General features: G+C 42.7%; 9 protein-coding genes. 1 reads left to right on the forward strand and 8 read right to left on the reverse strand.

The window, feature by feature from the left end; translation table 11 throughout:
- Nucleotides 1-324 precede the first annotated feature (324 nt).
- The 6 genes from HMPREF0666_RS05355 to HMPREF0666_RS05375 form a co-directional block, all read right to left on the reverse strand.
- Nucleotides 325-8,415, reverse strand: a complete 8,091-nt coding sequence (locus tag HMPREF0666_RS05355; RefSeq protein ID WP_009011326.1) for a hypothetical protein — start codon at nucleotides 8,413-8,415, stop codon at nucleotides 325-327.
- Nucleotides 8,412-9,047 (reverse strand): hypothetical protein, encoded by a 636-nt coding sequence (locus HMPREF0666_RS05360; protein ID WP_009011327.1) that lies wholly within the window; start codon nucleotides 9,045-9,047, stop codon nucleotides 8,412-8,414. Before HMPREF0666_RS05360 ends, HMPREF0666_RS05355 begins: the two co-directional genes overlap by 4 nt.
- 13 nt (nucleotides 9,048-9,060) lie before the next feature.
- Nucleotides 9,061-9,594, reverse strand: coding sequence for a hypothetical protein (locus tag HMPREF0666_RS05365; RefSeq protein WP_009011328.1), 534 nt, complete (start codon nucleotides 9,592-9,594; stop codon nucleotides 9,061-9,063).
- A gap of 107 nt (nucleotides 9,595-9,701) precedes the next feature.
- Nucleotides 9,702-11,228 carry a hypothetical protein gene (locus HMPREF0666_RS05370; protein ID WP_009011329.1) on the reverse strand — a complete coding sequence of 509 codons (1,527 nt, stop codon included), beginning with the start codon at nucleotides 11,226-11,228 and terminating at the stop codon, nucleotides 9,702-9,704.
- Nucleotides 11,229-11,261: 33 nt separating this feature from the next.
- Nucleotides 11,262-11,426, reverse strand: a complete 165-nt coding sequence (locus tag HMPREF0666_RS17255) for a hypothetical protein (protein WP_009011330.1) — start codon at nucleotides 11,424-11,426, stop codon at nucleotides 11,262-11,264.
- Complete coding sequence (locus tag HMPREF0666_RS05375; RefSeq protein ID WP_009011331.1) at nucleotides 11,423-12,160, reverse strand: hypothetical protein; 738 nt, start codon at nucleotides 12,158-12,160, stop codon at nucleotides 11,423-11,425. Before HMPREF0666_RS05375 ends, HMPREF0666_RS17255 begins: the two co-directional genes overlap by 4 nt.
- A gap of 123 nt (nucleotides 12,161-12,283) precedes the next feature.
- Between HMPREF0666_RS05375 and HMPREF0666_RS05380 the strand changes: the two genes are divergently transcribed.
- The gene (locus tag HMPREF0666_RS05380; protein ID WP_009011332.1) at nucleotides 12,284-12,739 is read left to right on the forward strand and encodes a hypothetical protein; all 456 of its coding nucleotides are present in this window, start codon (nucleotides 12,284-12,286) and stop codon (nucleotides 12,737-12,739) included.
- On the opposite strand, the gene HMPREF0666_RS05385 is transcribed toward HMPREF0666_RS05380, so the two are convergent.
- Both HMPREF0666_RS05385 and HMPREF0666_RS05390 read right to left on the reverse strand, forming a co-directional pair.
- The gene (locus HMPREF0666_RS05385) at nucleotides 12,736-14,844 is read right to left on the reverse strand and encodes a hypothetical protein (RefSeq protein WP_009011333.1); all 2,109 of its coding nucleotides are present in this window, start codon (nucleotides 14,842-14,844) and stop codon (nucleotides 12,736-12,738) included. The genes HMPREF0666_RS05380 and HMPREF0666_RS05385 overlap by 4 nt on opposite strands.
- A 1-nt stretch (nucleotide 14,845) precedes the next feature.
- Entirely contained in the window at nucleotides 14,846-16,801 is a 1,956-nt protein-coding gene (locus HMPREF0666_RS05390; RefSeq protein WP_042856021.1) for a hypothetical protein, read from the reverse strand.
- Between the last annotated feature and the right edge of the window lie 19 nt (nucleotides 16,802-16,820).

Consider the following 16,820-nt stretch of genomic DNA (forward strand, 5'->3'; position numbering starts at 1 on the left):
TACCTGCATTGTTATGTTTCAGCTTTCCAACCTTTAAAAGGTGCTTTTGCTGAGGCTCGGATTCTTCGCTTACGACTATTTGTCATCACGTGACAATATGCTGTTGGAGCGATATAATATATCTTTCTGTTTGCAAGCCGAGAACCGACGTTCGAGTTCGACTGCGATGATGCGTTATTCGCATTCGCAAAGACGAGACCGCCATTCGCATTCGCACTGTTATCCGAACGCCCGACAACACGGCTTTCGGAATCCTCTACCTTGATTTATTGAAGAGCAAAGCGTGGCGGATTTTCGCCCACCGACGCTTTGCGCTTTTACGCTTTATTCGTTTATCTCAACTTTTCCACGGAAGGCAAGCCGAGAACCGACGTTCGAGTACGACTGCGATGATGCGAAATTCGCATACGCAAAGACGAGACCGCCATTCGCATACGCACCGTAATTCGAACGCCCGACAACACGGCTCTTTGCATGATTATACCATTGCCCATCTGCGTAGTTAGATGCCCATCTACTATTATCAGAGCTTACTCTTGAAGCAATGATGTCACAATAGCGTCCATGTCTTACACGTGCTATACAGTAACCATTATCTTTAGTTCCTTGCACAAGGCGTTCTGTCTTGCTGATAGGGTCGTAGATATGCCATATAGCGTCTGTCGGATAAGTGTTAACCTCTACTGTCTTGTCTTTCATATACTGACGATAAGACGGTATGTTCACGGCAACATTATCTTCCCACTCATAATAGACACCAAAGAAACTCTCAAAACCTAAGCACTTTGTTCCTCTGCTATCTTCACGTCTACTGTCAGAGTTGCCAATATCATCACGATAGCCTGTAACATCACTACTGCCATTGCCGTAACCACAAACCAACTGTGAGTCACGTGTACCTGACAATGAGAACCAGAGAACAGCCATCAGTTTAGACATATCATAGTCTACCATCTGAAATCCATTACCTCTGCGGTGTGCAAGATTTTGGAAATCCTTATATGTGAACTCCATTTTGCGTACAGGTGTGTTGGTTGCATAACCCTCCTCGTCGTATAGCCATTCAGAAGATGTACGATTGTTATTACTTCCTCTCTGCACTGTTGCTCCAGATACAGAACGTAGTCTAAGTAGACTATCTACTGATGCTTGATAAACACCCAATAGCCATGGTTCGTTGCGTACCCAATCAGGCTCAATGGCTTCTATCTCTGTACTGTCTACTGCAATAGCCTCCAATTCAGAGTTTACATTGCTTGACGAGAATACAAACTCATTAGCACCTTGTGGCACATCTATAAAGACATAGTCTCCATCAATGAAGTCAAAGGCAGTATTGCCTATTGCAAGATTGAATTTCGATATGATAGTGCCTGTTGCATTTAGGAAACATGCTCCTACTGTGGCATTATTCATACCTGGCCATCTAACTTGCTTCATTCCTGCAACATCAATTTTGTAAACGTCTACATTTGATACCTCTGCAAGAACACCAGCACTATCCAACGTACTTTCGTTTAATCTGATTTTTTCAGACATCACACCTGTATTAGCCTTTAGTATTATATCTTTCAGCTTCTTTCGTGTGACACGCTTAGCAGTAGATAATGGCTCAGTAGCCAGGCTACTCCATGCGATATATTTCTTCTGGTTCTTGAAGTCATTGATACCTTTATACCACATAGCAGGACAACGCATCATCACGTCAAAGCCGTCGGCAGCCTTATCGGTATAGTCAAATTCAACCCCATTGGCAAGGTTGTGATAATTCGTTTCTGATACCTTAACGCCCTCCCACACATTTCTTTCTGTGTTGAGTTTTCCCTTAACTGGTATAAGCTGCTGTCTAATCTTAGCTACGTGCGCACTTGGTACAAAGTCATTAGAGAACATCTGACCTGTCTCATTGTCAAGGTTGCTAATATTACCAGGGTCATCAATAGTATCATCAAAGACTATCAGTGAGTATTGCGACTGATGTATTATCAAGTTCGGGTAATACTCTTTCAAAGCTGCAAGCTTACTATCTTCAATATACTTCGTGAGTACCCATGTACCACTTAAACCATCGCAGATATTCGTGTGTTCCGAGTTAATACCACGTGTGCCCATTTCTTTCATTGCAGATAGTACGGTATCTTTCTTTGAGCACTCAACATCCTTTATAGAAATGGTACTAATAGTAGCACCAGCGGCAACTGTATCTTCCAATATTCTTACTGGGTCTATATTCGGACATCTACGTATGCGTACGCTGCTAACATTACCCAAACCCTCGTATGTCAAACCTCCATTAGGATAAGTTACTTTTGTCAAACCTACAAACACAATGTCTGTCATGCTTGCAGGGAACTGTGCTACTTCCAATGGACAAGCCTCTGCAGGAGTGAATGCTCTTAATGTACTACCCTTAGCAAGGAATGTCTTTAAACGTGGACTGTTTTCTGCTCGCACGCTAAGCACCTTGGTGTGTTGTATATCAATCTTCTTTAAGAAAGGCATTGCAGGAAGATTAAGAGAGGTAAGAACACCTGTTGTGTAGGCAGGTGTATAACTTTCTCCACCGACAATCAACTCTTCCAATAGTGTGCAAGTGCTGATGTCGAATCCCTCTTGCTTTGGAGTACACGCTGATATATCAAGCACTGCTAATTTGTCAGCACCAAACACATACACCATCTTGCCACTCTCCTGCGCTGCATTGGCTCTTAATGTGTAACTCTCACCTGCTCTAAGGTAACAGCTATCGGTAACAGTGTCTGCACGGTCTTCTCCTAAACCAAAGAAACCATCTTGCGCTGCTGTTATCTTAATGGAGATTTCTCCCATCATACGTGCTTTGAATGGTGCCGTATATAGGTCGCCTACTTGATAATAGCCGTCACGCAGCTTAAAGCGTTTACGCTGGTAGTCTGGTAAGTCTTCCAAACGCAAGCCGTGAAGTGCGTAGAAATAGTTGGCTGCTGCTGTAGAGTTCTGAATATATTTACGTTCGCCATCGAAAGAACTGATAACCTTTGCCCAACGTGACAAACGCTTTGTAATCCAATAGTAATAGCAGCCATCAGCACTGAATACTTTTCTACTATTGCGTTCTGTCTTACGCATAGCAGCCGCCACTTCATGTAGTGTGATAGTCGTTGTGCCACTATCGTCTACCCATAAGTTTGGTGCTGCATACGTCTGAACGAATGTTACACTATCCCAACCTTGGTATAGATGTGAAGTAACGGCATCCATATCCCAAGGAATTGTAAGACCACAATCATTATCACTACGGTCAACACAGTCACCATCGTACCAATGGTTAAAGTAGGCTCGTATAGTTCCATCTGGCTCCAAATAGAAGGCAATCATCATATTCTTACTACGCTGGTCTACTGCCGCCTTGTAATCGGACGCAATTGTATAGCAACACAAAGAATATGGATTAGCGTACTTATGTACTTCTTGCTGCCATTTCTTTAGACGATTTTCCTTTGTTCCTGGTACTGATACACCACCAAGTGTAATGTTTCCATTCGCTTCTGTCTGATGTTGGTTACATTGCTGTGAGAACACAAGCCACTTATAAAGGTTATAAGGGACTTTCTTTCCTGTTTTGTAAAGCTCTTCAAGATTGTCATCATCAGGATATCGAGTTTCATAATAACTCATCCAGATTGGTGCTCCTGTTGCAGGGTCAATACGCATCATGTCATCAAGACTGTTCACGCCCTGCCCCCAACATAGACTATCATACTTTAAGTATTCGTAGCACTCTGTTGGATTTACAACTCGTCCTGTAACACTCCACTTCTTAGTAGCCTTGTTAAAAGTCATACTGCCAGTAGTGTCTATCCAGTTGCCACCTTGATACTGTACATAGTGGTCATCACTGGTCTTGTAGACATTCAGCCAAGTATAGTTCTTAACATCGTCTGCAAGAACTTCTGCAAGCGTTTTGTCGACTGCAACAGGCTTTTCTACAGCCTGTACCTCTCGCATAGCACCCTTACCATCATTCTCAATCACAATATGCTCATTGCCACAATACTCACTAAGAACATAGATGTTTCCTGCAATTAATTGGGTGGTGTCTGCTAATACTTGCGACTTGAAAGCTGTTAGTGTTTGGTTCTGTGCTGCTACAAGTTCTGTAAAGTCACCATAATTGAGGCACTTCTTACTATATCCGTTAACCCCCTTGAAACCAAAGAAATCGGCATCACCTTTATCTGCATTGAAGTTTGCCTTAGCATGGAAATATGCCTTGGTAGGGTTCTCGGCATCGCTGTGGTTCATTCGGCTATCGGTGCGGAACAAAGCGCATGGGACGCTATCAATACTGGTGTGTATCTCGTACTCACCCTCATTGTACACCTGTGCTGGTGTCATATACTTTTCACCCAGTGCTATTTGGGTCTCATTCATCAGCTCCATCATAGCACCATTGTGTGCACCGCAGCTATCAGAATAGTCCACCTTAATACAGATGATGTTAGTGAAGTTCCCACCATCTACAACTTGTATGCGGTTCTTGGCAGCCATCTTCACACACTTATCATACTTGGTAAGTGCATCTGCATTGCCAGGGAACATAGTCTGAATTTCTTCACGTGTATACAATAAGGTGACAATGGCTTTCTTCATCTTACCTTTCTTATTCTTGATTGGTCGCCATGAAGAGGTTGTTCCTTGATTGGTCTGCGTGATACCGATTATCTTGCAGTTCTGCCAAGGGCGGTCTGGGAAGTAACAATACCAGTCAACTATCTGCTTCGTCTTCTTGTCACCGTCTTTCGTTTCAAGATAGTCAGGATAGTTTGCTGCAATGTCTTCCGCATCTGGATTCTTACAGATAGCACATACCATCAGACCTGCATCAAGACACTTCTGCATTGTTGGACGGTCTTTAGTTGTTCCCTCTGCGGTAATACTTGCCATAACGTTGTTTTGCTCATATTCCCCAATCATCGCTGTGGTATCTGTCAAGCCAACAAGATAGTTATAGCATGCTTGAATATAGTTGTAGTAAGTATTCCATGCTGTCAACTCGTAGAGGTACACATCTGCCTTGTGTCCATCGAAATGGATAGTTGAGTTATGATTTGCTAACTCACCAGCTTTATATGCTACAGCACTAGCCTCATCACCATTTAAGAACACCTTGATAACACCAATGCCTCCGTATGGTGCAATCGTAGATGGTTCAAACACGATGTCGAAGCGTGTTGGCTTATCATTGACGTATGGCACAAGTGCTGTCGTTGCGGCATCTGTAAGAGAGCCGTTAGTAGCAACGATGAGCTCTTCACCTGTCAGCACAAAGCCCAACTTCTCACCCATACATTTAATAAGGTGTGCGTTGCGGTCTGCAACATTCTTAGTCATGACGGTGAATGAGAATGCCAAACCGTTCGTCTCGATAGCGTTCGAAGCAAAAGGTTGATAAGTACACTCTGCTGTTACATCTTCAGCAATACGTAATGCCATACGCCCTTTGTCACCAGCTGTACCATAATCGCTTGTGCCAAAGCTATCTTTTACAAAGCCATTAGTTGTGTAGTTTGCACCATTTACATTAATACTTACAGGTTGCCCATCTGACGTGACCGTCTTTATCGTTTTATCACTGTCAGCATTACTACGCTCTGCCATACTGAATTTAAGTACGGCACCTTCGGTTTCACTGATAGGAAGTAACGTACCGCTAATAGTAACCTTATACGATTCTTTTAATGTGGCATCACCGCTATTAACGCCAAAGAGCAGGTTATCTCCATCGTGGTAACCGATAAGACGTCTGTTTATCACCTGTGTAGTATCACGTGCCATCACCTGTCGTGTGATTGTCTCAGTCTTGTTTGTTGTCTCATTGGTAAGTGAAACAACAGCTTCTGGGCGTGATGTGCTACGCTGGTAAACTGCCACATCAAAAATGACTGTAGCATACAGTTTCTTCTTTCCCTCGCTATCATCACTCCAACGTGCTACAACAATAGGCTTGTCATAGTCATCAAGGCTACTATCCTGCTGAATGACCATAACGGCAGTATGCAAGATATTACCTTTCACACCAGACGCAACATCTTGACCTTGTATGCGGATAGGATAAGCACCATGCGCTAATCCTGTTGGGTCTATTCTTACAGAATGTGAATACGTATCTGTAATAACAGTAGTTTCTAATGGCTGCCATGTACCGTCTCTGAATAATTCAATAGTCGTACGGATACCTTTATCGCTACTATTCTTTGGGAAAGAATACATCAAGATGTTCTTGGCATTTCCTCCCACTTCAAGACTTGTGTCTTTGGTGTAGTGTAGGGTCTGCACACTCACGCAAGTGACATCTACGGCTACGACAGAAAGATTTTTGCTTGCAGTGTTACCACTATCATCTACAACTACCATCTGCAAGCTGCCTTGTCCTGCATTTACATAGAGTGAACTCAAGTCAAAGACAAAGCTATAGTCTTCCAAAGTTGAAGAGGATGGTTTCTTTGTGTCGAATGTAGCAACGACTTTCTTTGTGGTACGGTCTACAAACTGAACGTTTGTAATACTGTTGCTTGTTTCTTGGTTTCCTGCCTTTGTAACACTCAAGATAGAAGCATGAACATTGAATAATCCACCAGCTTTACCATACAATGGGTTCTCCTTGAATGCAATAGCTATGGTTGTGCCACCCACAGATGAACCAGTACCGACAACAAACTGTTGTTCGTCACCTATACTTTCTCCTGCTTCATTCGTCATCTGTAATTTTACAACGCCCTCAGTTTCTGTGTTAACCTTTAGATTGGTTGGGATATGCTTATATGCACCTGCACTTGAAAAAGCTTTCTCTTCATTATTCCTTGGCGTGCCTGTTAACTCAACCTTTGCAGTACCACCACCTCCAAAGGCAACCCATGGTTTTAAATCTGCAGGATTAATGTCTGGTACTTCACGAGTAAATTGGAAAGCTGCCCATACGTGCGCTCCGTTGCTATCTTTCTCAGCTGTCTTGAAAGTAAGTACCGCTCCACTTCTGAAATAGGTAAAACCGCTTGCTTGCTCCAAATCTTGGACTGCCTTGATAGCTGTACTTAATGTATATTCAACATCAGGACAAAGAGAGTTAACATTAAGCGTATTACCGATGTTAGTTCCGTTTGCACCAAAATCTTTCCAGTTACCCTCTTTGTTCCAACTCTCTGTATTGACCCACTGTTTAGAAACCCAACCATTATTAGGCGTGTTGAATGTGAGGACAATACCAGGAATCATTATCTTTTCTTTGTCCTTATACTCGCTAATCTTTTCCAAAGCAACAGAGAATGTCATATCTCTGTTCTCCATACCTAATAGCTTGTTGACATTTACAACACTACGAGCAACGGCTGCCTTACCATCATTCTGTAATGCTTCAATATCTCTTTGCGAATTGGTAAGGTTCTGTTTTAGTTCTGCGCCCTCATTACCAGGAAAAGCCGTCCCTGCAGTATAACCCAAAGCGAGGTCTGAACCAATAGGAGCTAATTTCGTTCCGCTCCACCTATAGGTAATATTGTCAGAAGAATCAATATATACCTTACCACTTGCAGGGGTGCGACCATCTTTAGAAGCAGTACCGTAATTGTCCGCATCAGACCAATCAGCATAATATGTGGTTGTACTATCTTCGTCTGATGCTACTGCCAATACAAACTTATTCTTAGCTCTGTTGTAGATAACTTTAGTATGTTCATCTTTTGATGACTTATCTGTAGCTTGCTGCTGTGCTGTCAAGCTATCCAAACAACTATCAAACTCTATAACATCATCGACGTAACTCGGCAAGTGAGCAGATGGTACTTTGCCTTCTTCGTCTAAAGGTGCAATACCATTTGCCTTGCCTTTCGAGTCTTTTATAGTGGTTAATTCAGCATTCACATCAGATGCTGCTTTCTTTGCGTTCTCGGCAGTCTGCTGTGCTGTTTCTACGGCTGTGCGAGTTTGGTTCACACTATCGCCTTGTGTTGTTACTTGTGTTTTGAGTGCTTTTACATCATCTTTGATGCCCTTAACATCGGTCTTCGCAGCGTTAAGGTCACCCTGCAATTCAGATATGTTACCATTGTATTGTTCACTATCCACTGTAGGGTTTCCTCCATTCTCTCCTGTTGCTACCCATGCACCTCCATCTGCTACATAGATAGGTGCAGGCAAACTGCGTCCTACGATTGCCCACCACCCATCATGCGGACGTGGGTATGCTTCACGAAGTTTTTCGACTGTGGTAAAAAGACCCTTGTTGGCTGACTTGACATTCTTAGCCTCGAGCCAGCCCTCTACAATTAGATTCTTCTTTACTACAGCGTTGCCTTGCACATGGGCATTACCACCTACACCTACGTGACGTCCAATACTAACATCACCCTCTATTTCGGTTGTCTTAATAGAACTCATACTAACAGTTGTTTACTTAAATCGGTCATTACTTGTGATTGTTCTCTTTGCCCAATTGTAGCAAGCACAAGGGCTGCCATCTCATAGATAGCGGATTGATAGCAACGCTCTGGTATCATTATTCCCTCGTTATCATCAATAGATGGTAGAGGATAATACAAAGCTTGTTCTACAGTTGCAGTATCGTCATTGCATGAATACAATTCCAACACACGTCCTTCAGTACGACTCACAATTGCAACTACTGGCTTTTGTGGATTTCCTCGTAAGCCTTTGTATCGTGAGAACTGTAACTGATACCGAGGGTCGCCTGCGGTAATAGGTTCATATACTGGACGCTCCCAGTCACTCATCTTAAATACCATAAGGCGCATAAAGTCATCAGGAAGCATCACCCAACCCGAATGCTGGTTGCGCCAATAAACAGCATCGCCAAACGGAACGCCACCATCAAGCAAGTGGATAGGTGCGTTGGTAACTGTCCGACGCACCCCCTCCACGACCTTACTATAGATGATGTCATCAAGCATCAAAGTGTCAATGTCTTCATCTGTTATAAGTTGCTCGTTGGTTTTGTTCTCATCTATGGCTATACGTACATCACGCAGGATGTCCTTAACTTCGTACACCATATTTCAAAGCTGATTAATCAGTGAACACTACATCAATGCCATTGCTCTTACCGCAAGCAGTGATGTCTGCACGAGTTCGCAATGTACTACGCTTTACCCCAAACTCTGTCTCGAGGAAGTCCTTTGCGTCGTCATTACATGTAAACTCTTTACGAGTTGATGTATTAACGGTTTCTTCCTCTTGCTGTGTTACTGGAGTTTCATCTGCTGATTGTTCCTGCTCTTTTTGGACAGAGGTGTCTGTACCTTGCTTTTCCCCCGTCAGTTCTTCGTTGTTACCAGTTCCACTGGAAGTGTCTACATCCTCATCTTCCTGTAGAGCAACATGCTCGCTTTCAATATATACTTCCTCTTCGGTTTTTGTCTCATGCATTTTATAAATATGCCCCGACTTAAATTCCTTACTATTCTCTATTGCCAACTGGATAATTGGATTCTTAGTTGAAAAAGTTGCAGGAGTTCGTCCTTTCTCATTTGAATAACCATTGGCAAAAGAAATTTTCACCTTTGCACTGCCTACCTTGATAAGGGCTTGGTACTCTATCATACCATCCACGGCATAAATAATGTTTTTTTCTTCATTTTGTATCTTAAATAAATAGGCGGACGGTTATAAACCTATCCGCCTATAGTTTTCTAATTGGTGTTTGAGAATTAGTTACCCAATGGAATCTCGCCTGTATATGGTTCCCATGCAGAATTCTTGTACTGCCATACTGTACCACTAACAGCTTCAGCATTAATTGCAAGACAATCTACCATGAGGTAGTATACACAGTTCTCTTTAGGAGTGGCAGGAGCTTTGTCGCTATTCCAAAGGTGCATGTGAATCACATCTGTACCATAGTTATCTGTACCACCTTCACCATCTATCCACACATGACAGGTTCCCTTCAGACCGAGACCATCCCACACAATTGTTGAATTGCGTGTTGCCTCTTCGCCCTCAACACGGTCTTTGTCTGTATGCTCTGCACTATAGACATAGTGTACACAACGGTCGTAGGCAATCATGAAACATGAATTGCTCCAACGCAGACGGTCAAGTGTTGGGTCATGCTTGAACTCCAAATTTCCGAAGATAGTATGGATGCGTGTTACCTCCCAACCAAGATTGTTCATATTCACTTCGAAACGCACTTCAGGGTGATCTGAGAAGTCAATAGTCTGAATCTTCTCTAAGAAGTTCTTTCCACACAAACCAAGGATAGTGTTAGGGACATCTTCGCCTGTAAAAATGAGTTTGGCAAGAGCAATGAATTTCTTGAAATTCCATTTGCCATCGTCCTTAATCTCTTTCTTCACCTGATAGCGTACACCCTCTGTGAAGTAAACATCCTGCGGACCCAGCTTGGTATCAACAGTAATCTTACCTTTCTGACCTGCATATAGAGTACGATTCCCCTTAACCTTAAAGTTTGTTATCTGCGCCTCTGCAATGATTGCTTGGTTAAACGGAATCTGCTTCTCCTGTGCGTCGAAGTAATCTGAAACAACACGGTTCAAGATACGCTTCTGCAGATGTAAGTCAATAGGTTGTGGCGTGATGAGGTCTGGGTCAACTTCCTTCTGTGTCTCATAGCAGGCATTAGCCATAAGCACACATACAGAACCTGCAGGTATAGCTGGGGTTGTACAGTTCTCATCACTTGATACAGCACGAGGACCATTAACAGCAATAGCTACAGGGTTACCAGTAGTTGTGTCCCTGCCGACAATGAAAATCATCAGGTCTTTACCTGGAGTAGCTTTCTGACCTGTTGCATCGTAACCATCAACACCCTTAACAAGGAGTGTGGTATAAGGTCGAGGCAGTTTCTGGTCTTGACTGAGTAGAGGAAGAATGAACTGATTATCCGTGCTCTTCGCTACAGCATCTTTGGTTGTTACGAAACTTTTGGGTTCGTCGATGATGTAGTGTCGAACGACTGGACTCTTAACATTCACTCGCTTAGAATGCAGCATAATCTGCATCATAGGAGTGTCGTCGCTCTTAAACTTGTACAGCTTCTGGTCAATGTCAGGCGTAATAAGGTTACCTGCGCCAACGCCACCTGTAGCACCAGCAGTTGCACTGACAGTTGTAGCCTGTCCACTAACCTGTGTCTGGGCTCCTGCTGTACCTGCTGTAGGCTGCTGATAGCCACCTGCATGCTGTTGTACTGTTTGTTCTGTTGCCATTTGAATAAAGATTTAAAATGAATAATCTATTTTTTACATGCTGGGCTTGACGAGGTTTTCTGCTTTGATACCACCTGTAGCATTGGCTAAATTGCTTACCGTCGCTGCTGCCCCATATACTTGGGTCTTGTATCCTGCACTCCCTTTAGTTCGTTCTATTTGGGAATTGCTGACTATTTTTACCACTTGTTCTATCATGCCATATTTGCGATGTCGAAGATATCCATACCTTGCTTGCCACTTCCCTGCTGATTGTTCCTACCATTCAAAGGTGCAAGTCCATCACCGTTCTTATTCTTGCGTAATTTTTCGGTGACCTTTTGATTGCGTCCTGCAACCTCACCTTCTTCTTGTGCATCTGCAACATCTTCGTCATGGTTAATTGCTTTTGTCATGAGGTCAAACATCTCTGGTGAGAATTTACCCATCACACCATCACGCACAATGTTGATAAGGTGGAAGATAATTTCATCTGCCTGCTCATCAGTAAGACCACGCTCCTCTTGGAACTGCTTGAGTGCATCAAGAGATTTTGGTAAGTTCTCGGCATACTCATCATCAAGCTGCTTGCTCTTTGCAATACGCTGTTGCTCCTCTGCCCATACGTCTGCAAGTTCCTGCATCTTATCAGGGTCATCGAGCGTTTCCTTAATGTCAGGACCGAAATTCTTCAACAGACTAAGCACAGGATTGCCACCTTTGCTCATCTCGGTAAGAAACTCTGCACTACGAGGGTCGGAAGCAAACATGTCAGAAAGTGCTTTTTCACGCTCTCTGTAGCCACCGAGTTGTTTTTCGTAATTGTCATAGTCTTCACCTATCTGACCGTATATTTCTTCGTCATCCTCGAATTTCTTGTCGGGGTACTTCTCACGTAATCGACCGAGTTGTCGGTCTCTTTTGCTGATTTCATTATTTTCAGTTGTAGCCATGTCGTTGATACTCGTAGAGTTACTGATTTATTTACCTGCAAATATAATGTGGTAATTATTCCTTTCTCTTTTATCTATTGTGAGATATTTTTAGTATCTTTACAAGCAAATTGACTAAGACTGGTGAAATATTACGGAAGCATACTCGACTTTACCCAAGAACGTACCCAAGAACTTATGCGGGTCTATCAAGAGGAACTATCTAAAGCTGGTTACATCGTTATGCCTAAAATCTTTGAGCAAGTAGCAAACTCGCCATGCTCACGGTTTTGGGTGAGTGAGGAACGTGCGGCTATTGTGATTTCTACTTTGTTAGCTGGCAAAGTAATTCCCAATATGCGAAAAAATAAACGTGAAATGTTTGATGAGATTTTTCGTCGTTTTCTTATTGCACGTGAACAATATCCTGAAAAGTCTATCTATGCGCTCGCTATTATGGTAGTAAACCAACCTGCACCTAAGTTTTACATGACACCTCGTACTGTAGGAGAATTAATCTACCGAATTAAAAATGGTTGGTATGAAAAGCAGTTCAATAGGTATAAGAATTATTCACAAGTCGATAAAGAGGAACTCTAAATTGTGGCAGCAGTCATTGGACCACGATGATAATGTAACCCTCGTTCTTTCCTCTCAACTATCGTTGGCATATCCATTTCATAAAAACAGATATGCATACCTATAGCTCTCGTCATAACCTTATCGTCATGTCTACCAGATATAGCACCGTATGAGCCATTCTGTTTCTTCTCATACACAAGCAATTCATCAAGTGCACGCATATCTCGCTCGGTGTATAAGCGTTCACGAACACACTTGATAAGAGTTGATATAATCATTGGCTTTGTAGCAGGATTGGTGTTAAAGCCATACTTCTTGGGGAGTCCCTGCCGTATCTCGTCCTCGCTCTGTCTGCGTGCATACATATTAGGATATACACTTCCTATCTGATTGAGAATGTACAGTGATTGGTCTCCACCCTCAACATGACGTTCTTTGTCTCTACTGTCCATAGTGTTACTTTCTATAACTAACAAGGAGTTGTTATAGAAACCTGCAATCTGTGCTGACTTCCATGCTAATATATCCATATCACAATGCCCGTACCATTCTGCCACTACAGCAGGGCGACCACCATCCATAAGATTGATACGGTCAAAAACAACTATATCTGACCAGTCGGCTTTTTCCGTTCTACCTCCAACGTCGACCACAGTAAGATAACGGTCTGTTACTTCTACCTCTTCATCTTCTTCTGGCAATGCCCACACCCACAATAAGCCTTGCGCATCTTCATGGAAACGAAGTCCTGTAAGTGCTTCTTCACCCTCAGACTGTTTCCCATAGACATCGCCTATAAAACGAGGAGGACGACATGCAGGCTTGAACTCCTCCACTTGGTACCTGTCGAAAACCATCGAACCAGAGTGTACGAACGCCTCTATATCATCTGATGGATACTCACTTGCCATAACACCGTGGTCGTTCTTGCCAGAGCGTTCTTCTATATACCAGTGTATAGCTTCAAGAGTTGCACCTTTATTCCATAACCACCATAAGTATTTACCACTTTCTTCACGAGGAGACATCACATTGGCGTTTTCTCTATGGAGATAGAGATTTTCAGCAAAGGCTTTAAGCTCTACGTGAGAATTAAAAGATAAGGAGTACTGTTCAATGTCAAACCATGCTATAAACAGCGCATCAAATTGTGAGGGGATATGTGGGTCTGATGCTGCTTCATATTCACGATGGAAAAAGTTTCCTGTACCATTTGCTGTACTTTCCATCACAATCATAGTATAAGGTTTATACAAGATACCAGAACAGGCTGAACGCACAATATCTTCTGGCGTCTTACCCTCTGTGGATTTCCATATACCTACCTCAGAAAGATGCACAAGGTTGTAATCACCACCACGGCAACCATCGGGACGCTCTGCCGTACCAATCTTGATTTTGCAGTTACGTTGTGGTACTCGGTGGATAGAACCACTCTTGCCGACACCTACTATCTTCGCCTCATTGTCTGAGTATGTTTCACCCATACTATGGAGCAGTTCAACTGGGTATTCCTTTATCATGCGGTCGAACATGTCCTTGATTTCATCAGAGGTAGAGCCCTGATGTGCAATGATAAGAGAGTTCAGACCTACTTTATGTATGAACTGTAGCCATGCGAAGTACATCTGCGTTGCGGTAGAACCACCCCACTGACGAGCTTTCAGGAGAATAAGACGGATAGGTTTATCGGCAATTCTGTCTTTCTCAAACTTTTCTATAAGTTTCCGCTGTGCTCTATTAAGTTTAAACAACACATCATTACCCCCACCTTTTGCCTTAATATATGCAAGTGTAGCTGCCCAAAAAGCAAAGTCGTGCTTATAACGTAATCGGATAAGTTTCTTAGAAACCTTTTGACGGTCCGTATCGTTGGGGAATACATGTAGAACGTTTGTCAGGAACTTGTCAATAGAACCATGATGAATGAGTTTCTTCACGAAAGGTATCTTCATCATCGTGTTTGGAAGCCATTGAACTGGCATAACGAAATCGGAGATACATACTCTTGTACGTTCTCCGATAGAACCCTCACCTGTTACAGGGTTGAACTTAGCATAGATTGCTTCGTTTCGTCGGTCGTTTTCTTTGATGATTTTATTTACCTGTTCCTTATCTGACATACTACCTTTGCAACATCTGCTGTCCTTGCTGTACTGCCTCCATGTTAGCTTCTTGCTGTACTTGTTCTGCAAGTTGTGGTGATAAGCCATCTGGAGTTTGTCCGTTTTCTATCTGCTCCTGTTGCGCCTTGATACTCTGCAATAGCTGGTCTGCAAATGGGAAATCACCATTTTCAAGCAATTGCTGTACACTAATAGCACCTGCTGACCACATCTGCATAAGCAAATCATTAGACATAGCACGATAAGCTGGTGTAGCGGTACTCTCTACAATAGAAAGGTCAAACTCAACATCACGTATTTTCTTTGGGTCGTATTCTACAATAGTAGCATTTCTACCAGCAATGTTAAATACTCTTGGAGTATCGTAGAACTGTTGGATATTCTTAACGTCTTTACTTGCTCCATCTCTTATAAATGACGAGAATGTATCAAGTAAATCAAGGAGTGATGTAGTTGCGTTTTGTGCCTGTTGGTTATACAGACTTGCTGACATGCCAGAATAACCTGGCTTACCCTGTAGAGCCCCATTTACACCTGATATATCCTCAAAGAACTTCAACTGCATATTCAAGAGTTCGGAAATACCAATCTGTGTACAGTTGTTTGCAATCTGCTGAGGTAGTGCCGTACCAGTTTTAGGTTGCTTAATCATAATGACACCATCGAAGCGTGCCCACTCATTTGCAACATTCTCCATGCTCATACCCTTAGGCAAACACTCTTCTGGGAATAGTAGTACACCCTTTGCGCTGGCTCGCATTATCCAGTCGTACATAGTGATAAGGCGGTTAGTATAACGCTGCTGGTCTATTACATTACTAACAAACGAGTGTATCTCTCCGTCGATGAATGGGTATGCCTTAAAGACATAGGGATGGCTCTTATGTTCGTAGGGGGTTTCCCCCTCATCAAGGATATCTCCAAATGGGGAGAGGAAATAATAATACCAATAGTTATCCATAAACCATTCGTATTTGATGAGTGGCACATCTTCATCAGCCATTCCAAGTTGATGTGCCTGTTCTATACGCTCACGATTTACACTGCCTACAAACTCCTCGAAGTCTTCAATGTCAATCTTGAATACATCACCGTTGTTCACATCGTGACAACGATAACGAGGTTTGCTTTCCTTTCTCCATATTTCTATTACCCTACATCGTGTTGCATCGTTCGGTACAAGGAAATCATAGTAACTGTTCAATGGGTAACCAAAACTTTCATACGCCATACCGAGCGCACCTTTGTCTCGTGCAGATTCGTATATCTTTCCTAACTGTGCAACATCCGCAGAATTTTTGGCAAAGCGTTCACACAATTGCTCAAAACTAATATCGTGTATCTCACCTAAACAACTAACATCCCAACCTCGGAAATCACGCATGTTGTTATCTATAAAGAAGTTGTTAGGCTGTACATAGTCCGTCCAACAATCGAGTTTGTTTTCACGCCAGCCATACCATTTGCGCTGCACAACAAAACCTGAGATAAGAAACTCCTCCATACAGCGAGCATTTATCTCTGTCATACGGTTTAGTTGCATATTACATTGTAAGACCGTTGACATGGTTTCTCCGTATTTCTGTTCGTCACGGTCTCTGGCTGTACAAGTCGGCTCGCTTGCCTGACTACGATATACGCCAAGCACAGCATTCACCATACGCTTGATGAGGTTGTTTTTAAGAGGTACGTTACCTTGTTTCTTAATATATTCTTCCTCGCTCATGCGCACACCATCTACGCATACATAGTCATCCCACTGTTTGCCGTATGTATACTTTTTGTTGCGCTCACGGTCTCTGCGGAATGTATCCATAGCACTCCAATACTGTTGTGCTTCATACAGAATATTATAAGCACGAGTATGTCCATCCAATATATTGGAACGGAGTACAGTGTCTGTTTCAGATATTGGCATTACCTTACTTGCCCGATGTAATCTTTTCTTTGCCATTTAATTAGATATTGGGATG

The organism is Prevotella sp. C561, assembly GCF_000224595.1.
In the GTDB taxonomy this organism is placed as follows: Bacteria; Bacteroidota; Bacteroidia; order Bacteroidales; family Bacteroidaceae; genus Prevotella; species Prevotella jejuni.